The sequence below is a fragment of the Flavobacterium arundinis genome, assembly GCF_038289855.1.
Lineage (GTDB): Bacteria > Bacteroidota > Bacteroidia > Flavobacteriales > Flavobacteriaceae > Flavobacterium > Flavobacterium arundinis.
In genome coordinates, this window is the sequence record NZ_JBBYHR010000001.1 from 268,765 (window position 1) to 291,519 (window position 22,755).

General features: G+C 43.3%; 11 protein-coding genes. 3 read left to right on the forward strand and 8 right to left on the reverse strand.

Translation table 11 applies throughout. The features are described 5' to 3' along the window. Window positions 1-35: 35 nt before the first annotated feature. From AAEO56_RS01180 to AAEO56_RS01190, 3 genes are all read right to left on the reverse strand, one after another. Window positions 36-2,384, reverse strand: a complete 2,349-nt coding sequence (locus tag AAEO56_RS01180) for a hypothetical protein (protein WP_341695183.1) — start codon at window positions 2,382-2,384, stop codon at window positions 36-38. Window positions 2,385-2,395: 11 nt separating this feature from the next. Then, window positions 2,396-2,617: a hypothetical protein gene (locus tag AAEO56_RS01185; protein WP_341695184.1), complete on the reverse strand. Its 222-nt coding sequence runs from the start codon at window positions 2,615-2,617 to the stop codon at window positions 2,396-2,398. 148 nt (window positions 2,618-2,765) lie between these two features. Next, window positions 2,766-3,515 (reverse strand): hypothetical protein, encoded by a 750-nt coding sequence (locus AAEO56_RS01190; protein ID WP_341695185.1) that lies wholly within the window; start codon window positions 3,513-3,515, stop codon window positions 2,766-2,768. A 398-nt stretch (window positions 3,516-3,913) separates the two neighbouring features. Here AAEO56_RS01190 and AAEO56_RS01195 point away from each other — a divergent pair, with 398 nt between their 5' ends. Further along, window positions 3,914-5,164: an NAD(P)/FAD-dependent oxidoreductase gene (locus tag AAEO56_RS01195; protein WP_341695186.1), complete on the forward strand. Its 1,251-nt coding sequence runs from the start codon at window positions 3,914-3,916 to the stop codon at window positions 5,162-5,164. A gap of 41 nt (window positions 5,165-5,205) precedes the next feature. On the opposite strand, the gene folE is transcribed toward AAEO56_RS01195, so the two are convergent. Next, window positions 5,206-5,883, reverse strand: coding sequence for a GTP cyclohydrolase I FolE (folE, locus tag AAEO56_RS01200; RefSeq protein WP_341695187.1), 678 nt, complete (start codon window positions 5,881-5,883; stop codon window positions 5,206-5,208). A gap of 401 nt (window positions 5,884-6,284) precedes the next feature. Further along, on the reverse strand, window positions 6,285-6,773 hold the full coding sequence (locus AAEO56_RS01205) for a hypothetical protein (RefSeq protein WP_341695188.1): 489 nt from the start codon (window positions 6,771-6,773) through the stop codon (window positions 6,285-6,287). A 215-nt stretch (window positions 6,774-6,988) separates the two neighbouring features. On the opposite strand from AAEO56_RS01205, the gene AAEO56_RS01210 reads away from it, so the two are divergent. Together AAEO56_RS01210 and AAEO56_RS01215 are read left to right on the forward strand one after the other, a co-directional pair. After that, window positions 6,989-8,431 carry an FAD-dependent oxidoreductase gene (locus AAEO56_RS01210; RefSeq protein ID WP_341695189.1) on the forward strand — a complete coding sequence of 481 codons (1,443 nt, stop codon included), beginning with the start codon at window positions 6,989-6,991 and terminating at the stop codon, window positions 8,429-8,431. A gap of 114 nt (window positions 8,432-8,545) precedes the next feature. Continuing rightward, a complete protein-coding gene (locus tag AAEO56_RS01215) occupies window positions 8,546-9,151 on the forward strand; it encodes a DNA-3-methyladenine glycosylase (RefSeq protein WP_341695190.1) in 606 nt (201 codons plus the stop codon). A 165-nt stretch (window positions 9,152-9,316) separates the two neighbouring features. On the opposite strand, the gene AAEO56_RS01220 is transcribed toward AAEO56_RS01215, so the two are convergent. The 3 genes from AAEO56_RS01220 to AAEO56_RS01230 all read right to left on the reverse strand — a co-directional run bounded on the left by AAEO56_RS01220 (window position 9,317) and on the right by AAEO56_RS01230 (window position 22,185). Continuing rightward, on the reverse strand, window positions 9,317-12,187 hold the full coding sequence (locus AAEO56_RS01220) for a fibronectin type III domain-containing protein (RefSeq protein ID WP_341695191.1): 2,871 nt from the start codon (window positions 12,185-12,187) through the stop codon (window positions 9,317-9,319). A gap of 263 nt (window positions 12,188-12,450) precedes the next feature. After that, the gene (locus AAEO56_RS01225) at window positions 12,451-16,602 is read right to left on the reverse strand and encodes a glycosyl hydrolase (RefSeq protein ID WP_341695192.1); all 4,152 of its coding nucleotides are present in this window, start codon (window positions 16,600-16,602) and stop codon (window positions 12,451-12,453) included. Between the two features lie 306 nt (window positions 16,603-16,908). Next, on the reverse strand, window positions 16,909-22,185 hold the full coding sequence (locus tag AAEO56_RS01230) for a fibronectin type III domain-containing protein (RefSeq protein ID WP_341695193.1): 5,277 nt from the start codon (window positions 22,183-22,185) through the stop codon (window positions 16,909-16,911). Window positions 22,186-22,755: the final 570 nt, after the last annotated feature.

Below are 22,755 nucleotides of genomic sequence, written 5' to 3' on the forward strand. Positions count from 1 at the left end.
TTTGAATGTTTTATGGTTAATTTTCTGGATAAGAATTATTTTATATTAATAAGTTTAGCGCCTGCAACAGTGCCGTTGGAAAGCGTTATTTTTGCCATGTATACTGCTTCTTCATGGCTAAATGCTTTTGTAAGTTCCGTTCCTTCAAGGTTGTAGTAGGCTTCTATCAGCCTCCCGGCCAGGTCATATATTTCGACACTCTTCAGGTCGCTATTGGCCTTTACGCTCAACTGTCCGCTTTTGATGTAGGCCATAGCTGTGGTTTGGCTTATGCCATTATTATCAAGGGGCTGCTGGTATACCACAAAAAACCTGTCATTTTGGGCAGCTTCTTCTACAGAAAACGTATAAGGCTGGACTGAGAGGTCGCGGTATACACCGTACTCGCTGTCGTATAAGTATACGGTGACATCGCTGTCGTTGAATATTCCCTCCTTCTGACTGATTGAAATAGTGAATTCTCCCTCATCATCAGCGCCTTTGGATACACCGATAGGCACCACATCGGAAATTTCAAAAACGGGGCGTGTGTTGATCGATAATTTTTGGGTATCTATAAAGCTGTACAATTGCGATGTGCTTACACTGTTACGCCCGGCGTCATAAAGCCTGTCATAGCCCATTGTGGCCTCTTCAAAATAGCCTATCTGTATCTGGCTGAACACACCGTTAGTTCCGGTCATGGTAAGCTTAAACCTGTCGCGTTCCTGAGCATCTTCGGCGCTCATCCTGAAGAAATTGTCATTCCCGTTAGTAATACGCATACAGTTTGTATAGGTTACTGTGCCATTGCCCAAAGCTTTTACCCTGAATCCCTGCGCAGAGGCTATCTTTCCGGTAGGCAGCTGCGAAGATGGCGAAGTAACTACTGTACCCGCAAGGTTCCACACCGCATAATCTGCCTGTGCATAATTTGCCGAACCATTATTAGAAGAAGCAGCCGTCCAAAAATAAAGTGTACCGTCAAGCGAGGTATTTGCCCGGAGGAATTTAGCTGCATCAATGGCACTCGGATAGGGGTTGGCCAGCAATTCATAACTCGTACCACCATTTGGCGAAGCAGGATTATTCGCAACACTAACGGTTACATCTCCATTATTCGCTATGCCTGTTACAGGAAGGTCTATTACTTCCTCTGCAACAGCATCGATAAACGGCGCCTGCTGTTTTACGCGGGTAATAAATCCCTTGCCATTAGTTATGGCGGTAAGTGCCTGCCACCCTCCCCCTGCTCCGGTAACATACTTATATTTCTGGTCGAATGCGCCTGCCGTGGCCTGACCCTGTGCTATGGCATTACTAAGCTGGCCATAAAAATCTTCGGCTATCGGGGTACCCCAGTATACATAATCAAAACGGCGTTTGGGCCTTGTAGTTTTTGTCAGCGCTATTTTTGGCGCTGCAGCAGTAGTATTGCGCTGTACGACAGAGGCTTCACCTTCCATTATAACTTCCCCGCTGCCGGTACAGCCGTGTACTATTTCCAGGTATTCCCCGTCTGAAAGGGTAATATCGGCATTTAGTTGCAGCGAATTACAGCTAAGGCTTCCGTTATAAGGCCCATTGATAATTGCAGGGTCTTGTAGTGTGGGAGCCGAAGGCGACCAGGAAGAACCATCCCATGTCCTTGTAAAGCCGGAGGACGCTACAAGTGGTGCGCAGCCGTCTTTTATTGCCCCGAAAGTAACATAGCTGTACACATTTAGGTCTACATTTCCTGCCGTTGCCGAACCTGTAGAAAACGTGCTTAAATTGCCCAAAACAGACATATAATCTGCAAACGAGGATAAAACTTCCCATTTTGAAGTAGTGTTGTTAAAGCCAGCCACTACAAGATTGTTCAGTTCATTGTCCGTAAGGACACTTATGCCACTGGTTGTGCGCCATGTAAGGGATATTGAAGCAACTGACAGACCCTTTACATCCCAGAATTCGGTTGATGATATAGCCACTAACTCATCGCTTTTGGATGTACCTATAATAGCCGGATCGGCACGGTAATAGGCCGCAGCCGTAGTCCCTGCGCTTCCCGGGGTAACCTCTGTAGGCGCATATATGCCGGATGCCCCTATCGGGAAAAGAAAAGCAGTAGTGCCATCATAAGCAGCATATCCATCGGTATAATGATTATTTGACACACCGGTAACCAAAACGCCCTCGGCAAAAAAGAGTTTACCATACGAAGCGCTATTTTTAAATGTAGCCGTGGTGGCAGGATAAGCCCCGAAATTATAGGTCCCCGATTTAACATACAACGATGCATTTGCGGCAATATAAATGTTGCCGTTATTTTGAACCTGGGAATACATCAGCGTGTTGAAGAGCATTAGTGAAAATACTGATCCAAACCTGAAAATCCCTTTTTGTAAAATAAATATCTTCAAAATAAAATAGGTTAAAGGTTCACTGATTTTTTATGAAGCAGCCCATTTTTTTTTATAATAAAATAGGCAAGTAAGAATCCAAGCAGCACTAAGTATACCTGGTAACCGTCAATAGGAGCCGGCGGTTCATCTCCCGGCGGCGGAGGGTCGGGCCCATCATCAAACTGAGCATAAGTCAGCCCGGAGACAAAAAGCAATACCCGGGCAAAAAAGAATTTGGTTTTTAAATTCATATGTAAAATTATTAGGAGTTTATGGTCTGCATTTTCACGGCTATTGCTTTATCAGGAAAAGCTACTATACCACTTATGGAGCACTGCCTATATTCAATGATGCAATAAGAAAAATTGTCTCAATGCTGCAGGTGGTTTTGAGGCATGTTTAATTAAAGGAGTTATAGTAATACTCACTTGCTTCCTTTGCATCCTTGAAGTCGAGTTCGAAAAAATCGGATATCTTTTCTAAGAGCCTTCTGTTTATCTTGTAAATGGAATCTATAACAACGCCCAACTGCTCAGCAATTTCATTTGCCTGCTTGCCTTTACACAATGCTTCCAGTACAAATTGCTGCTTTTTTGTAAGATTGATATTGGGAGGATTTATATATTTCTTTAAATGGTTAGTGAGTAAAATATCTTTGACACCATCTTCAAATATGGAAAAGGTTATATTGGAATTATAGTAGTCCTTAATTGGTATGACTATTACTACAAATTCAAATATCTCTTTTAGTTTAAATACCGGTATTATAGTTACCTTACAGAGCCAAAAAATTCCCTGGGGAAATTTTAAAGGGACTACTACAGACAAATAAACGCCCTCCTTTAAAACGATACCGTTCGTGAGCATTGAATAAAAACCTTTGGCCGCATCTATAAATTGTGAGCGGAAACAGGATTTTATTTTTTTCAGGAAGGCTGATGCAGTATAACATCTTAAACTGGAAAAGCTGTGAGGATTGCCTATAAATTTCAGGCTATTGTCCAGAACATTATAACTCCAGCATAAATATTCAGGAATGTGCTTGTTTTCATATTTATGAAATGAATAATGGTCGCCGGGACTGTACCTGTTTCTTTCAGGAACTTCTGAATGCAGAAATTGAGGAAATCTTGTTGCTAACTTAGTCATAGTGTGAGGTGTGTTTCATTGGTAAATTTCGTTCAAACAGAAATGATTGAATATCCTAGGCTAGGACGATTCTTAAGATTTAATTAATAATTAAATTCCTATTAAAAAAAAATAAATCTAAACTTAAATATTTGTAGGAAATGGAAACAAAATTCTCATATTGCCGGCCTCTGTATTAATAAGGTGTATTGATTGCCGGTTCGTGTTATAGCCTGTGTGCACTTTTATACCGGGATCAGGGCGATTTTAAAAACTGTAATTTCTATAGCCTGGAGACAACTAAAATTATCATTACAACTGCGATATCTTATATTGAAGTATCGTGGGCTTTTTGATAGGTACTGTACGGTTTAAAATCGTAATTTTGTTTCACGATTACCGATTTAAATTAAACAAATATGATACAAAATCCATCTGTATATATCATTGGCGCGGGTGCAGGCGGCCTGGCTGCGGCGAGGTTTCTTGAAGCTAATGGCTATTCTGCTACGGTATTGGAAGCTGAGAAAAAAATTGGGGGACGCCTGCAGACCGACGTCATCGAAGGATATGCTCTTGACCATGGTTTTCAGGTGCTTTTGACTGCTTATCCTGCTGTTAACAAATATGTAGACCTCCCCAGCCTGAATCTTGTCTGTTTCCAGCCAGGCGCTGTAATTTTTAGCGGCGGCAGGCAATCGGTATTGGGAGATCCTTTAAGGCAGCCGTCAATGCTGCTGAAAACTTTACTGTCGCCTGCTGCTTCCGTAAAGGATAAATTTCTGGTGTACCGCCTTACACGGCAGCTTAAAGCAAAGACTCTTGATGCGATATTTGCCGCCCCCGAGATATCAACCCTGGAATACCTAAGAGCGTATGGCTTCAGCCCTGTTATAATTGAGAAATTTTTCATGCCATTCTTCACAGGCATTTATCTGGAAGACAAGCTTTCCACTTCTTCGAGGATGTTCGAATTCATATACAAAATGTTTAGCCTCGGAAAAGCAGCGCTACCGGCAAATGGCATGCACGAGGTCGCGCAGGCGCTTGCCGGACCATTGAAAAAAACGGAAATCAGGACAAACACGAGGGTGGTGAAAATAGAACGGGATAACAAGCGTATCCATCTGGAAAACGGCGAGATTATTAATGCCGATTACATTATCCTTGCTACGAATTCGGACAAATTGCTGTCCGGTTACCACAGCGAAGCAATCTCGTGGAAAAAATGCACAACATTGTACTTCAAAGCTGCGCAGCCCGTGAGCAACCGCCAGCTGATCGGGCTGATCCCGGATCCGGACGCAATCATCAATACCCTTTCCTATGCCCTAAGGGTAGATACCCGCGAGGATAACGAAGTGATGCTTTCGGTAACCGTCGTAAAAGAACATGCTTTGGCAGATGAAGAGCTGACTGAAAAAGTACGCCAGGAACTCATGGAGCACTGCGGATTTAACAATACCAGGCTTGTGAAGCTATATCATATCCCAAAGGCGCTACCCGATTTAAAAAATGTATCGTACAGGCCTAAGAATGTAACAGCATCTGACGGCATCTTTCTTGCAGGTGATACGCTGGCTAATGGTTCCCTGAATGCCGCGCTGCTATCCGGGGAGGATGCGGCTAAGGCACTGATAAAATACCATAGCTCAATCGCGGTTCAGTAGCGGTAGCAATGAAGACCTGCGTTAATTAATTCGGCAGGAAATTAGCGGAATACATAATTGTGTAGCTCGGCAATCTTATCTGCAGCCCTGAAACGCCCGCCGTAATAAACGGTAGTGGTGGACGAGGCGTCATCAGCAACACCACGCGAGCACACGCAAAGGTGCTTTGCCTCAACAATTACAGCGACATCATCGGTATCAAGCACCGCACTAAGTTCAGCGCCAATCTGGTTGGTAAGACGCTCCTGAACCTGGGGCCGCCTGCCGAAATACTGAACGATCCTGTTGAGCTTGGATAACCCTATGACTTTTCCAGAAGATATGTACGCCACATGTACCCTGCCCATAATAGGCACAAAATGGTGCTCACAGTAGGAATATAAAGTAATATTCTTCTCGATGAGCATCTGATTATAGGCATACGTATTCGAAAAAAGCGTGCTTGCTGGCTTATTGGCAGGGTCAAGCCCTGAGAATATCTCTTCAATGTACATTTTTGCAACCCTTTCCGGAGTTCCGCGAAGGGAATCATCGCTCAGGTCAAGTCCGATTACTTCCATGATTTCTTTAAAAAGCAATGCGATCCTGACCTTCTTTTCCTCATTGGAAACCGCAAAAGCATCTTCCCTCATTGAGGTAGCGTAATCAGCAACTATGCCCTCACCTGTTATCGTTGTATCATCAGAACAGCAGTCTATTGCCTGGTGTATGTCTTTCATATATTGTTTTATCACTAAGCTGCAAAGCTACATATTTGTTTAATATAAATTATAATTTAGTTAAACAAAATAACAACAACACATACACAAGTAACTTTTGCCACTGAGAGAATGCAACATTTAACATTGAGCCTCAAAATCAAAAAAAACACATCTACTTAGCAGTTAACCAGCGGTAAAAAAACATGGGGGTTCTGATCAAAAATCATGACAACCAAATAATCGTAAACAAACACCAGTAATTATTATCTAACTTATTACTCTTAAAATTGTTCAATTAATTTCTAATTTAATTAAACTAAATATTACGAAATTTTATATACGCTTTTTTGTTTGCATTATTCATGCTGCCTGTCAAACGCACAGAAAGTACGCATACAGGTACTATGCAATTTCAGTTGTCATGACAGCACAGTAAAAATCGGATTTTCACCTGATTGTTCCTGTGCGACCGGCATGAAAAGATACCATAAGAGAAAATCGTAGAGAATATCTTCACTCTGGGAACCACCGATTTTAACCCCTACCCTACCGAGACCGGAACTATTCAGCCCGTATGACAGCAATTCATGCCTATCATCTGACAAAACCAACTCTGCCAGGGGATTATTACGGATCTCGAGCTGTAGGATTACCCCATTGTGATACAGATGATATTTTGAGCTGTACCACGTTATCGGCGATAACTTAATTACTTCTTTTCCACTGCTGTCGGCTATCAGGATTTCAGATCCCCAAAACCCTTTAACCCTAATCGTATAGGTTTTCCCCTCGATGGTGGCCGTTGCCCTGCTCCCGGCAGACGAATCCATGGTGAGTACTCCGGCAAGGCGTTCTCCAAGGTACAGGCTATATCGGCCATCACCATTGTTTTTCCATATTTTTTCCATGACTGTAAATAAATTAATGGTTTAGCTGATTGGTCGTTTTGCAGCCATTGTGTTACAATTGAAGGTGTTAAGAAATCATTAATCCTTCCACGAAGTAGCTTATGAAAAGTAGCACCAGCAATTGAATTCTCTTTCAATTCTGCGTAGTTTTGTAACGCCTGTATCAGGATAACCTGAATCCAGGGTAAGGCAGAAAAAAACAGGGAGGGAAGAAAATGGAAGAGATCGGAACAAGCTGGACAATGTGCCCGGAATGCAAGGGACAAGGCAAAAAAAGCCGTGGGCTCAGCAAGAAGGCGCAAAATCAATACCGGGCAGCGCTCGGATTATTTGAAAAAGGCGAAGGGCCGGCTCCGGTTCGCCCTAAGGGGCATTTATATCCCTGCCCAAAATGTTCGGGTTCAGGGGTAGTTGCTTCTGCCAGCCCCCACACAGCAGATAAAGAAAACTATCCTAATGTGGCCATTATCGGAGGCGGTATTGGCGGGGTCGCCCTTGCTGTTGCCTGCCTGCACCGCGGGATACCATTCACTTTATATGAGCGCGACAATAATTTCGATGCGCGGTCGCAGGGCTACGGGCTTACTTTGCAGCAAGCTGGCAAAGCAATAAAGGGGCTGGGTATCCTTTCTCTTGAAGAAGGAGTAATCTCGACCAGGCATGTGGTACATACAACGGATGGAAATGTCATCGGTGAATGGGGAGGCCGGAAATGGCTGGAGTCAGACCTGCAAAAATCACCAAAGCGTTCGAACATGCATATTGCACGGCAATCTTTGCGGAAGGCACTGCTTGAACAACTTGGCGGCACTGATGCAGTACACTGGGGACATCAGTTGATTGGCCTTAACCAAAATCAAAATAAAGATATTGAACTGCTTTTTCAGGTAAACGGAAATATAAAAAGCTTCAGGGCAGATCTTGTTGTGGGAGCCGATGGCATCCGCAGTTCGGTACGGAAACTACTCGTTGGTGAAGATACCACTCCGCTACACTATCTTGACTGTATTGTAATACTGGGTATTTGCCCGTTAAATGCCCTTACAAGCCTCAACAGCCCTTTACTGGATTCAGCTACAGTATTTCAAACCGCCAATGGCAATGAGCGGATCTATATCATGCCTTATGATTCCGATTCTGTAATGTGGCAGCTAAGTTTCCCATTGCCGGAAAAAGAGGCCAAAGCATTAAGCGCCCTGGGACCTGTGGGACTAAAGGAAGAAGCCTGCCGCAGGACGCAGTGGCACGACCCTATTCCTCAAATTTTAGCAGCAACACCGGAAAACCGGATTTCGGGTTACCCGGTATATGACCGTGAATTGATAAATCCGGAACTGCTAAAAAAAATGGGGCCGGTAACCCTGATCGGGGATGCCGCCCACCCTATGAGCCCGTTTAAAGGGCAGGGCGCTAACCAGGCGTTGCTGGATGCACTGGCTTTGGCACGGGCCATTTCAAGAGGATGCAGGCCTTTATCGAACTGGCGGGAAGCCGGGATAAGGGAAAGTGTATTAGCAGGGTTCGAATTGGAAATGCTTGAACGCAGCGCTGTTAAAGTAGAAGATTCCGCCGCAGCCGCACAGTTCCTTCATTCTGAAATCGTACTTCATGAAAGTGATTCACCGAGAGGGCGCTGCCTAAAAGGAAAAAATATATAGCACCAAGCTAGTGTGATCACATCAATAATACCTTCAGAACTACAGCAAATGTGATTTATGAAGGTATCCTTTAACTAATTTTGCACTCAGATAGTAACCCAGTAATCAACAGTTTTGAAACTACCTTTTTCCTATTACTTAAACAGGGACGTGATTTTCCTGGCACAAGACCTGCTGGGTAAAGTGCTCTACACAGCGACAGATGGTGAAGTAACCGCAGGTGTTATCGTAGAAACAGAAGCCTATTTTGGTATACAGGACAAAGCCTCGCATGCCTATGGCGGCCGGCGTACAGACCGGACTGAAACTATGTACAGCCAGGGTGGTGTAGCCTATGTTTATCTTTGCTATGGAATCCATAACCTCTTCAATGTGGTTACTTCTGTTGAGGGCGAGCCCCATGCGGTATTAGTAAGGGCTGTTGAGCCATTAGCCGGTTTAGCAATTATGGAGCTCCGGCGGAACATGAGTGTTGCAAAGCCTGCAATCTCTTCCGGTCCGGGTTCTGCGGCTAAGGCCTTGGGTATCGACCGCTGTTTCAATAAAAAAGACCTGACAGGAAACGAAATATGGATTGAAGACCACGGTATCCGCTATGCCCCCAACGATATCGCTGCAACGCCGCGTGTAGGTGTGGCCTACGCGCAGGAAGACGCGCTTTTGCCATGGCGCTTTTTTGTAAAAGGTAATAAATACGTAAGTAAGCCAAATACGTATTAATCCCAATTAGCGGTTAACAAAGAAACAACCCGAAGGCTGTTTCTTTTAAAAAATTATCATCTGAAAAATTACTCTCTGTGTGAATCAGGCGCCGCGTATGTGCCATTTCCTGGTTTTAAAAATAAAGGCAGGACAGTTACTATCCTGCCTTTTATTTTCATGCTGTTACTGAATAACTAATTTTTTAGTTACTGATTTATTTCCGGCATATATTTTTACCATATATATTCCGTCTGAAAGGTTTTCAACGTTAAGCTGGGTATTTGCAGACTCCATTACTTTAGTTCCAAGTACTGAATATACTTCAACTTTAGAAATGTTTGAAAGCTGCGAATCGATAGTTACAACGTTACTGGCAGGGTTTGGATATAGTTTTACAGAAGCCTCCAGTTCCGGAGTTTCAACACCAAGTCCACATGTTTCGCCTACTGTATATGTAAAATAATTTGTAACCGACTGCCCTCCTGCATATGCAAATTTAACAGCGAAAGCAAGATCTGTTCCTGTAGTCTGGCCTGTAACTGTTCCTGTGAATGTAAGCCCCTCAGTATTTGTCATCATCGTTTCAGTAAACGGTGTTTGCTGCCACAGGTATGCTACCACACCAACTTTGTCAGTATCAAGCATCGTAAAAGTAACGTTTACGTCATTGCCAACAGTTTCGAAGCTGTAGTTATAGCCCATAGAGAAAGTCCCCTGCTGCGCTGCTGCGCTCATACCGGCACATTCTGTATTGGTATCTTCTGTAGTTGTTGCTTCCAGTACGATCCCGCTATTTGCTGCCGCGTTCCCGGTTGCATCAGCTGCTGTTACGGTAAAGCTATAAACCGCTTCCGGCGAAAGGTTATTGATAGTTACAGTAGTCTCTTCTCCTGAAACTCCTGTTACTGTAGTTGTCTGGCCATTTACGGTAATAGTGTAGATAACAGTACCTGAATTATCAGTACCGTTGAGCACTACCTGAACCGAAGTCGCCGTTACTGTTCCCACTGTAGCTGTAAAGCCTGTAGGAGCATCATTGTCAACCATAAGGGTAGTAGCATCAACTACAATTGCATTATTCGCTGCTTCATTGCCTGCTGCATCGGCTGCTTCTACGCTAAAGCTATAAGCAGTTTGTGGAGCAAGGTCAGTGATAATCACCGATGTGGTTACTCCCGAAGTTCCCGTAAATGTCATAGTTTGCCCGCCAAAGGTTACATTGTAAACTACGGTGCCGGAATTATCTGTACCATTAAGCAGCAGTTCAACTGTATTGGCAGTAATAGCTCCTACAGTAGCCGTAAAGTTTGCAGGCGCTTCGGTATCTTCCGGAAGCTCGCAATCCTGGCCTACAACATAAGGGATATAAGCTGTTGCAGACAGGCCTCCCGCAAAAGCAAACTTAACCGCAAGGCCAATTGTTGCGCCCGGTGTCTGCCCTGTAAGTGTTTTAGTAAATGTAAGCCCTGAAACATTTTGCATTTGCGCTTCAGAGAACGGCGTTTGTGTCCATAGGTACGCTACTACGCCTACTTTGTCGGTATCAAGCATTGTAACTGTAACTACAACATCAGAACCATTGATCGTTTGGAACGAATAGCTGTATCCTGTAGAGAATGTTCCCTGCTGTGCTTCGGTACCGGTTCCTGTACATGGCACACTGTTCGAGCTTCCAAGTGTTGTAGCCTGTAGCGATATTGGGTTGTTTGCAGCAGTGTTGCCCGCTAAATCAGTGGCTGTAACAGTAAAGGTATACGCAGTGTCGGCATCTAAGCCGTTTAGTACATACGCCTGTTGTGAACCTGAATTACCTGAAACTGTTACACTGGTACCATTATAAGATATCGTGTAGATAACGCTGCCCGAATCGTCGGTACCGTTAAGAAGGAATTGTACAGATGTTGGGGTAATTGTGCCTACTGTAGCCGTGAATGCCGCAGGAGCCTCAGTATCTACAGTACCAGAACAGTTGTCGCCCACAGTATAAGAATAAAATACCGTACGGGAGAGGCCTCCGGCATACGCAAATTTAACTCCATAACTCACAACGGTGCCAGGTGTAAGGTCTGTTACAGTTTTTGTAAATGTAAGTCCGGCAGATTGTGTCATTTGCATTTCAACAAATGGTGTTTGCTGCCATAAATAGGCTACTACACCGACTTTGTCAGTATCCAATAATGTAAAGGTAGCGGTAACACTGGTACCTGTAGTCTGGAAACTATAGCTGTATCCCGTAGAAAACGCTCCCTCTGCCGCAGCATTGCTGGTCCCTGCACACGCGGTATTGGCAACAGCTTCCAGTGTGGATGCCTGTAGTACAATAGGGTTATTTGCCGCAGGGTTACCTGCTGCATCTGTTGCAGTGATACTGAAAGTATAATCGGTATCGGCTGTAAGGTTGTTTATAACAAATGCCTGTTGTGTACCAGAAACACCTGTTGTCGTAGCAGTACTGCTACCATAAGCAACATTATAGATCACACTTCCTGAATCATCGGAGCCATTGAGCAATAACTGAACAGAAGATGAAGTAGTTGTCCCCACTGCAGCTGTAAAGCCTGTAGGCGCTACAGTATCGGCTGGCCCACCGCCGCCGCAGTTCTGCCCGACTACATATTCTACATATTTAGTAACTGAGAGGCCGCCGGCATAGGCAAATTTTACTCCATAATGAATCGTAGCGCCCGGCGTTTGGCCAGTAATCGTTGTAGCAAATGTTAGTCCGCTTACATTTGGCATTTGCACTTCTGTAAATGGTGTTTGCTGCCACAAATAGGCTACTACACCCACTTTATCGGTATCAAGCAGCGTGAATGTGATATTGACACTATTGCCTACTGTCTGAAACTGGTAGCTGTATCCCGTAGAGAACGCTCCCTGCGATGCTTCCGAACTTGTCCCTGAACATGCATCATCAACTGTAGCGATGGTATTATTCAGGCTTGCATTAGTGACCCTGTCACCTGCAGTTTTGCTGAAGCCTGAATACTGCGATAAAACTACGCAGATCAGGAGCGACAGCACCTTAATACATTTTTGGTAATTGTTGTTCATAAATTTTATATTTTCTGCTAATATAATTGTAATTTTTTCAAAGATGAATAATTTTGAAGTATATACAAACCATACATCAGCGGTATTTGACACTACAACATTCATAATACACCTATACATCAACACTACAACTACACCGTTTTCGTAAGCAGGTAAGGCAATTACAAATTTAAATTTACTCAAACGATACAGCATCACTCTTCAAATAAAAAAAGCAGAACTTTTACAGTCCTGCCCTTTTTCTTTAACGAATGTGAGAATATTTATTTTATAACTAATTTTTTAATAGCAAATTTATTACCTGCATGTATCCTGATAAGGTATAACCCTTCTGCCAGGCTGGCAATATTAATTGTATTTTCCCTTGTTTCCAATACTTTGCTTCCAAGTATTGAATATATCTCTACTTTAGTTATCGCAGCAGCGGGCGAGTCAATATACACTACGCTGTGTGCGGGGTTTGGATATAGTGTGAAGGCAGTTTCCATTTCATTATCATCAACACCTGCAATGCAGTTTTCCCCTACTACATAACTGATATATTTTGTAACCGAAAGCCCGCCTGCATAAGCGAATTTAACGGCATAGGTTATTGTCGTGCCTTGTGTGAGCCCGATAAGGGTTTTAGTAAATGTAAGTCCTGATACATTAGCCATATCTGCTTCTGCGAATGGCGTTTGCTGCCATAAATATGCCACTACGCCTAACTTATCAGTATCCAGCAATGTAGCAGTAACAATTACATTACCTCCGGTGGTTTCAAATGAAAGGGTATAGCCTGCTGTAAAAGTGCCCTGCTGCGCTTCACCAGATGTTTCGCTGCAAATTGCAGTAACGATAACATTTACAGTTACCACCTGCGACGTTCCCTGCGCTCCTTCATTATCAATGGCTACAGCGGTAATATTATGGCTGCCACCTGCAGGTGCAGCCCAGTCAAAACTGTAAGGGGCAGTGGTATCCTCCCCTATCTGGGTTGCGCCATCATAAAATTTCACTGTTGTTACAGTCCCGTCAAGATCGCCCGCCGTTGCATTGATCGTAATTGTTTCTCCAAGATTATAGTTTGCACCCCCCGCAGGTGATGTGACCGATACTGAAGGACTGGCATTGCCTCCGGCAGAAACAATAATGAGCACTTCGTCTGTGGATGTATAAGTACCGTCGCTAACGGTAAGCCGTACTTTATACACGCCCTGAACCAGGTTGGAAATAGCTGGCGACATGCTGGTGTTGGTATTGAAAGCAATCACAGACGGCCCATATACCTGCTCCCAGCTATAGGTTATCGTATCACCGCCAGGGTCATTACTACCAGACCCATTAAGGGATGCGGTAGTGGCCGGCAGTGTTACTGCTACATTTTCCCCGGCATTAGCAACAGGAGGCACAAAGCCAAGCGGCCCGGTATATGCAAAAGTCATGTTGCCAAGGTTAAAACCGCCATTGGTCACCGCAACGCGCAATACGTGCTGCCCTTGTGTGAGCATCACATTGTTAATGACTTTATTTGCCCAGGCACCCCAATTGCCGCTGGTTGTTACCGATGCATCAGTGCTTACCGGCGTACCATCGATCTCAAAATGGAAAGGCCCGCCGCCCCCGGTATTGCCTGAAGCATAACGTACTGTTGCCGTATACATTCCTGCTGTCTGTACATTAACGGTGTACTCCATCCATTCCCCTGCATCGATCCATCCCACAGTTGGGCCTTCGCCAGGTGTGACACCGGCATCTACATATTCGGCAGGCCTGTAAGTACCCTGATTGTTTGCAGTCACATCATAATACGAGATGTTCTGGCCTGAACCGCCTTCAAATATATCGTAGTTTCCTGCCTGTATTGTTCCGGGAATCTGGAAAGGGGTACCTGAATAAGGTACCTGTTCACCTACCATCACCTGTATAGTATTGGTAGCAACAAATGCCTCGCCAACATAAACCCTTGCCGACATACTGTGGATGCCTAAGGCAAGGTTTGCCGCAGGCATTTGGTAGGGTGCAGCGGTATCTTCGCCCATAAGCGTATTGCCATCATAAAAGCCAACCTTTGTTATTCCTGTACCTGTAACTTCAGTAGCCAGGTTTACAGTGCCATTGGCGAATGCCTGGTAAAAATCTGCCGATAGTATGCCTACCACGTTAAGGTCCATACTGGTTACCATTTCGTGGGCGGGCACATTCAGTGTAAAACCATCCGAGAATGTTACTACAATAGGCGTATCACCGTAATTGTGGGCTACGTAGATATTGTCACCATTATTATTAAACACCGCAGCAATAGGATAATTGGCGGTAACATCAGTATTCACCTGCCCAAGTACATTCATACCGTGCAGCCAGTAATAGGTCTGCGCATCGGATATACCAAATTTCAATGCCCTGTTAGGATAAGAATTATAAAGGTTTAATGCAGCCTGCGGATTAATAAAGGCGAGATACTCCCAGTAGGTATCGTGCCACAGGTTTTCGTTGGCCTGGTTGGTCAATATCCCGGTGTTTGTAGTTATTTCATTCCATAATGCCTGAACATACTCCGGATGATGCGCCATGTAAAACGAGCCGCCGTGTATAGGGTACATTTCTATACCGTACATCGCAGCAATATCGGTAGTCCAAAATGTTTGGTTATCATAGCCATTGCCCCACACCCTCGAAACCATTTTGTTGCCATATCCCGGCTTGAACACCCTGTTATGTACATCGAACCAATATTCTTCAATAGCGGTCTGCTCTGTTGTATAGATATAGATACCCAAGTCCCTTATGGAATTATTCTCTGTTATCGTTCCCCAATGGATAAGGGACGAAGCGAATTGCATACTTTCAGACGTTGATTCCTGGTTGTTGCCAAAAGGGGACGACGCAAAACCATCAGCCCAGCTATGACCTGCGTACGGACTGAAATTCCTAAGGTAAGGAAACATCGTATCGTTCCTGTCCTGGTTGGCTACATCGCGTACGAGCATGTTAATCATTGGCCCCCACTGCGCTGCCCAGCCAGGCTCGAACTGCTCCATAAAAGCAGCCGCATGGATAAAGTAACCCCAATGAAAATGGTGGTCGTTTATACTGGTGTCCTGCCCATATCCCGCCGGATACCCAAACATCGTAGACCATGTACTATTATAATAAAACATGAAAGAAACTTCGCCTGCATCGGCCTTAAGCCAGTTTTGCAGCCTTTGTTTTATAGTTGCTTTTATGGTGTTCAGGGCCTCCGTATTTCCCATTTCATTTGCTATCCGCGCCGTTTGTATCAGGCGGTTCATCAACTGGCCTTCATTATATGAATCCGTCCAGGCATCAAGCTGGTCGTTCTTTATAAGGTTAACTTTCGATGTCAGCAATGCCGGGTCGAAACCGGGGCTGTAGCTGTCGACGTAGGGCAACGTAGTAAGGATGCCATTAAAAGTATTTTCAACTGTAAATGTATTGCCTGCAAGGAGTTTCAGTTCTCCTCTTATAGTGCCATAGTTATAGCTGTTTGGCTGCGGAGATGCCGAAGCCAGGTGCGCCCATTGGTGCGGCAGCAAGCCAAGCAATACGTTTGTGCCCGAACCTTCTTTTACACTGGTAGCCACATTAAAAACTGTGGTAAGCTTTGATGTAGTCTCATTATAATTCCATGCAGTAGTAGTGTTCGTTGGGAAAACGTAGGCATATTGCTTGTACTCATTCGCTACCACAGGCAAATTCGCTGTTGGTGGCAAATAGGCCATTGACCAATAGGTTTTGTTATTTAATGTCGACGTGTAGGTAGTACCGTTTTGGATCCACGTACTGCCTACCGGGGCATAAATTGCAAAATCGGCGCCCTGATGCGAATTTGTAACAAGAAGCATTTCATTGCTGACGGTCACTGTGCCCTGCGTAACCTTTATTTCGGCTACATCGGCTGCATTTTTTGTAAAATAAAGGAATGGCATACCAATTCCCGCCGTAGCAGTAAAGGACTTTGTACCGTTCGCCCAGTTCATGCTTACAGTCCAGTCTGAATAATCAGATACGGTTGCCTGAGAAGCATTTAGCCCGGATACCCCCACTGTTATAGGGAGCGTATCATCCATGGGTTGTGTAGCGCCATTTGCTGTAGAAGCCGGCACTATATAACTCACAACGAGTCCCTGGTTAACGGTGCGTAAAGCCAATGGATAATTGAAAAGGTTATTGACGTGATTTTGCTTTATCTTGGAGGACCACCAATCGTTTGTTGGTACGGGTTTCCCTATAGCGTTACCACTTAACAGGGGCGATCCCGCAGGAAAGGCATTCCTGCCTCCGGAGTCAGTTCCCGGAAAAGTTGTCCTGTAGCTACCGCTCCCCACTGTTGTAAATTGGGCACATATATGCTGTGACAAAACGAGAGACAAAACGATCAGTACTATTTTAATGCATTGTTTGTAATTATTCATCTATGTTCTTTTTTGCTAAAGTATTATGATTGAAGTGATATCTATAAGTTGACTATTATAATTAAACCATACAGACAGGAATAACAAAAGAAAATGTTGCCATTTTGCCTATACATAAACAATACACCAACTACATTTTAGATTGGATTGTAAACAATGTTTAACTCGACTATTTCTCTTTACAAAATAGTAATTGTAATAGTATCTGATAAATGTTTAAATTTTAATATTTCGTCTATGTAACAAAAGGGGCTGTATCACCCCTGATACAGCCCCTTTACCTAAAACTACTAAAAAATGTGAAAATTAAAAAACTATTTTCCGGCTTGCTTTAGCACCCTGTACTGTCTGTACCTGTACGATAAGCATTTGTTGTTCTGACTGAAGGCCTGCGATGGCTGTTGTTACTGCATTAACATCATTGGCACGGTAAAGCAGCCTGCCCTGTACATCATACACTGCAACAGATTTTATCTCAGTGTTTCCTGTGCTGATGTTTATTACATTGCCCTGTTTGTAAACGATCATGCTGTTGGCATCAAAAGCAGGTATGTTAGTACTTAAAGCCTCTGCATACACCAAATCAAAACGGCCTGTAATTACTCCTGCCTCAGCAGTGAATTCGTAAGGGCCTTGCTTAAGGTCGTGCGTTGTGCCTCCCAAAAGGTTATCCCTAAGATAAATATCCTGATCTGCCGCAAATACGCCGTCCGTGTGGTCAAGCGAAATGCTGTAATTGCCTGCTGTAGTAATTTTGTATTCCAATGGCACAACGTCTGAACTATCAAAGGCCGGCCTTGCCTGTATGCCAAGTTTTGCATCACCTGCAAGCGAATAGATCGATATCTCGCCATCAGTAATGGCTTCACCATCCCAACCGAAATCAAGGCCAAAAGTTGTTGCCGGTGTATATGCAATTGTTGTTTGCCCAAACGCGCCTTCGCTATTTGTAAGGTTCAGCCATAGACGTGATTTAGTGAAGTCCTCTTCCATTTCTGTACGGAACATCTGACCGTTATTTGCAGCTACGCGCATTGCGTTGGTAAAGATAACCGTATTAGAAACCGCTTTCACAATAAAGCCCTGCCCCGGATTTATAACCCAGTTTGCACTGTTATTTGGATTGTTGAATACACCGTTGCTGCTGTCGCCCCAGGCATTGCCTGAGTTTTGGTTGTAGCCTGCAAGGGTCAGGGAAGCATAGCAGGAAGTTGATGCATCATTCTTTTTCCTCCAGAAATAAATGGGAGTATTATTTGCTAAGTTATTCTGGTTTGCCGCAAAAAAGGCTGCAATATTAATAGATGACGGGTAAGGATTACCTATACCATTGTAGCCGTTCACATCATTTTCTGTACCTTCCTGGTCATCCAAAGGAATTACTGTTACATTCACGTTACCATTGTTAGGAACGCCTGTAAAAGTACCTTCCCACGGCATGCCCGGTGTCTCTGCACTTACAAAAGCAGGATGGTCGTTAGCAACGCGTATAAGGTAGCCTTCGCCTTCGCCAAATACAGTGGCCACCGGATCGGCTACTGTAGCATAGGCATCACTAAGAGGGTTATAGTGGTAAAAACGGTTGTTAAGCGTTTCAGGGGAGAATCCTTTAAGGGTTTGTGCCGCTACCGGCGAAGCCCACATAGCATAATCCAGCCTGTACATTGGCGCACTTTCTTTTATTACTGATATGACACCTGTATTATCCACATCATCCGACTGTATAAGGTTAGCATTGTTCTGAACTGTAAATGTTGCTTCAGTATCTACGGTAACACCACCTTTTATCTTAAAGTTGTCGCCACTGGCAATAACCATTTCGCCACTGTTTACAGCTAATGATCCTGCAATGATCTCGCCATTGGTGTCTGAATTATAGTTTCCTTCCACAATTGCGTTGTATTGGTTCGAAACTGGTATGCCATTGCTCCACGATGTACCATTCCAGATGGTTGTAAACATGTCACCCACACCTCCGGCACAGGTATCACCTACTATATAGCTGAAGTATTTCGTACGTGAAAGGCCTCCTGCATACGCAAACTTAACTGCAAAGTTAATAGTTGTGCCTGGCGTAAGCCCAGTTATGGTTTTAGTATATGTCAGTCCAGTAGTATTTGTCATAATTGTTTCAGAGAATGGTGTCTGCCTCAAAAGGTATGCTACCACACCGGACTTGTCGGTATCAAGCAATGTAAATGTTGCTGTAACATCTGTTCCGTTGGTAACGAATTTGTACGTGTAACCAGTTGAGAACGTACCCTCTTCAGCCTGCGTGCTTATGCCCAAACATGGCGTGCTTGCATTAGGCAATGTGGTTGCTTGCAGTACGATATTGTTATTAACAGGATGGTTGCCGGATGCGTCCCTTGCTGATACAGTAAAGCTATATGAGGTTGCAGGAAGTATTCCACTGGTTATGATCACTGATTGCTGTATTCCTGACGCGCCTGAAACTGTTACCGTGTTAGCTCCATAAGTAATGTCGTACGTAACAGTGCCGGTATTATCAGAACCGTTAACCAATAGCTGGACAGAGTTTGTTGTTACAGCACCTACCGATGCAGTGAAGTTTGTAGGTATGTCGGTATCAATTACCGGGTTTCCATCACAAAGGTCTCCTGCTGTATAAGAAAAGTATACCGTACGCGAAAGGCCGCCTGCATAAGCAAATTTAACCCCTAAGCTAACCGGTGTTCCCTGAGTTATACCTGTTAGTGTTTTTGTGAAAGTAAGCCCAGAGGTGTTTGTCATTTGTGCTTCTGAGAATGGTGTTTGGCTCCACAAATAAGCTATAACACCTGTTTTGTCAGTATCGAGCAAGGTAAAGGTAGCAGTGACACTGTTAGCACTGCTTGTGAAATTATAGCTATAACCTGAGGAAAAAGAGCCTTCCGCTGCGCTTGAGCTGAATCCCAAGCATGGTGTATTAACATAGGCCAAAGTTGTAGCTGCTACTACGACAGAGTTGTTAGCTGCTGCGTTACCGGCTGTATCGGTTGCTGCGACGCTAAAGTTGTAAGTATGCTGCGGTATAAGACCGGTAATAATCTTTGATTGCTGTACACCTGTGGCGCCAGTAATTGTTAAAGTCGAACCGCCATACGTAATAGTATACGTTACAGTTCCTGAGTTGTCGGTACCGTTTAGCAATAACTCGGCCGACGTTGCTGTAACAGCACCCAATGTAGCCGTAAAATTACCCGGAATTTCAGTATCGTTTACAATGCCGTTACAATTGTCTCCAACAGTATATGAGAAGTATTTGGTACGGACAAGGCCACCAGCATAAGCAAATTTAACTGAAAAATTTATTATAGTTCCAGCAGTTTGTCCTGTTATCGTTTTTGTAAATGTTAATCCGGAAGTATTAGACATTTGTGTTTCAGAAAATGGTGTCTGTCTCCACAAATACGCAACTACACCTGATTTATCTGTATCAAGCATGGTAAATGTAACGATTACACTGCTACCGCTACTTTGGAAACTGTAATTGTATCCTGTAGTGAATGTCCCTTCTGCTGCCTGGTAACTGGTTCCTGCGCACATGGTATTGGTGTCGACAGCAGTAGTAGCATTTACCAAAACAGGTGCATTTGCCGCAGTATTACCGCTGGCATCTTTTGCAGTGACGCTAAAGTTATAGGCAGTTTCAGGTGTAAGGTTTAATATAACTTTTGACACCTGTACTCCTGAATTACCAGGAACAGTAGTTGTAGTAGCTCCGTAAGTAATAGTATATGTTACACCACCTGAGTCATCCGAAGCTTTTAGCAATAACTGTACTGTACTTGATGTTACAGTTCCAAGTGTGGCTGTAAAAGCTGTGGGTGCCTGAGTATCCGGAACTACAACGCCACAGCTGTCCCCAACTGTGTAAGTGAAGTATTTCGTGCGCACAAGGCCACCTGCATAAGCGAATTTAACAGAAAAGCTAACGCTTGTACCTACAGTAAGGCCTGTTATTGTCTTTGTAAATGTAAGGCCTGAAGTATTGGTCATTTGATTTTCTGAAAATCCAGGTGTCTGTGACCATAAGTAGGCTATTACACCTGTTTTATCAGTATCGAGCATTGTAAAAGTAGCGGTAACATTGCCCCCGGTGGTAGTAAAACTGTAATTGTATCCGGCAGAAAAAGTACCCTCTGCCGCCACCAAACTGGTTCCTGAACATGCCGTACTGGTATCCAAGGAGGTGGTAGCATTTACAACGATTGGATTGTTGGCTGCTGTATTACCGGCAGCATCTTTAGCTGTAACGCTAAAACTATAGGCTGTACTTGATGCAAGGCCACTGATAACTTTCGTTTGTTGTACCCCCGAATTACCAGTAACTGTTATTGTGTTAGATCCGTAAGTGATTGTGTATGTTAAAGACCCTGAATTATCGCTGCCATTCAGCAACAATTGTACAGAATTCATCGTAACAGTTCCCAACGTTGCAGTAAATCCTGTAGGCGCTTGTGAATCTGCCGGGACAACACCACAAGCATCCCCAACTGTATAGGCAAAATATTTTGTACGGGAAAGGCCTCCTGCAAAAGCAAATTTAACTGAAAAATTAACTGTTGCACCCACTGTTAGACCGGTTATTGTTTTGGTAAATGTAAGTCCCGACGTATTAGTCATTGAATTTTCTGTAAATCCTGGTGTCTGTGACCACAGGTAGGCTACTACACCGGTTTTGTCTGTATCTAGCAATTTAAAAGTAGCAGTAACACTGGTACCGCTGGTTGTAAAACTATAATTATAACCGGTCGAGAAGGTTCCCTCAGCCGCTACAGAACTGGTTCCGGCACATGCCGTACTGGTATCAACAAGTGTACTAGCAGCAACCGTTAAAGGACCGTTAGCCGCAAGATTATTGGATGCGTCTTTAGCCGTTATACTAAAGCTGTAAGGAGTATTTTGAGTTAGGTTGCTGATAACAAACGATTTTTGGACTCCAGATGTGCCTGTAGTTGTTACAGTGGTTGCGCCGTAAGTAACGGTATAAGTCAAAGAACCTGAATCGTCCGTCCCGTTAAACAATAACTGGACCGAGCTTGCTGTAACCGTACCTAATGTAGCAGTAAAATTTGTTGGAGCAGCAGTATCGACAGCGCAGTTGTTACCTACCACATAGCTAATATATGTGGTCACAGATAGACCGCCCGCATAGGCAAATTTACAGGCTAAATTAAGTGTTGTTCCTGCCGTTTGGTTTGTCAGGGTGATGCTGAATGTCTGTGTTTGTCCTGAAACAGCAGACATTGAAGTTTCTGTAAATGTTGGGTTCTGTTTCCACAGATAAGCTACTAACCCACTCTTAGTGTCAAGTAATGTAAAAGTAGCTTTAACACTAGTACCAATTGTTTCAAAATTATAGGTATACCCGGCAGTAAGGGCATTTCCTTGTTGTATTTGTGTGCCCGACCCTGAGCACCCAGCAAAGGCTGTGGTTACCGCGGTATCAATATCCGATGTTGTGTTTGTGCATTCAATAGAAGCGTAATCTACGCTACCGGCAGCAGCATATTGCGAAAAAATAACGCATATAAGCAGCAAGAGCACATTGAATTGTTTTTGGTAATTATAGATCATAAAATTTATATTTTGAGCTAAAGTAAATTAATTAGTTAAAATATAATTAACATTGCAGTATATACAAACCATACATTAACTAATTCCATCATTGCAGAACACTAAATTCACCTATACATAAACAATACAACTAAACCGTTTTCGTAAGCATTTAAAGGGCTTTTAAAAAATTATATTTATCAAAATAAACACCCATATATTTTTTTAAATTAACAATAAAAACCACAAAAAAAAGAGTTATAATTTTTTAATTATGATGTAAAATTAAATTTTAACATGTATTTCTTAAATCAAAATTAAATGAAGACACCCTGGTATATCCATGAAAAATCGACATACCTATAACTTAATTTATGTTTTCTACGCAAGATAATTCAAATAACGAATAACCGAAAAATAAATATTTAAAAACCTTTTTAATATAATTTTGAATACCATTTTTATTACTCAAAAACCATATATTTAAATCTTAGCCATCACATATAATGAAAGTAACTATATTTATAACGACAGAGAAAATCATAAAATTTTATTTCCTAATTTAGCATTTCGTAATTACTACTCTAAAAT

Coding starts and splice junctions, on each gene's coding strand:
- AAEO56_RS01185 (WP_341695184.1), bottom strand. CDS start 2,617: ATGAATTTAAAAACCAAATTCTTTTTTGCCCGGGTATTGCTTTTTGTC.
- AAEO56_RS01190 (WP_341695185.1), bottom strand. CDS start 3,515: ATGACTAAGTTAGCAACAAGATTTCCTCAATTTCTGCATTCAGAAGTT.
- AAEO56_RS01195 (WP_341695186.1), top strand. CDS start 3,914: ATGATACAAAATCCATCTGTATATATCATTGGCGCGGGTGCAGGCGGC.
- folE (WP_341695187.1), bottom strand. CDS start 5,883: ATGAAAGACATACACCAGGCAATAGACTGCTGTTCTGATGATACAACG.
- AAEO56_RS01205 (WP_341695188.1), bottom strand. CDS start 6,773: ATGGAAAAAATATGGAAAAACAATGGTGATGGCCGATATAGCCTGTAC.
- AAEO56_RS01210 (WP_341695189.1), top strand. CDS start 6,989: ATGGAAGAGATCGGAACAAGCTGGACAATGTGCCCGGAATGCAAGGGA.
- AAEO56_RS01220 (WP_341695191.1), bottom strand. CDS start 12,187: ATGAACAACAATTACCAAAAATGTATTAAGGTGCTGTCGCTCCTGATC.
- AAEO56_RS01225 (WP_341695192.1), bottom strand. CDS start 16,602: ATGAATAATTACAAACAATGCATTAAAATAGTACTGATCGTTTTGTCT.
- AAEO56_RS01230 (WP_341695193.1), bottom strand. CDS start 22,185: ATGATCTATAATTACCAAAAACAATTCAATGTGCTCTTGCTGCTTATA.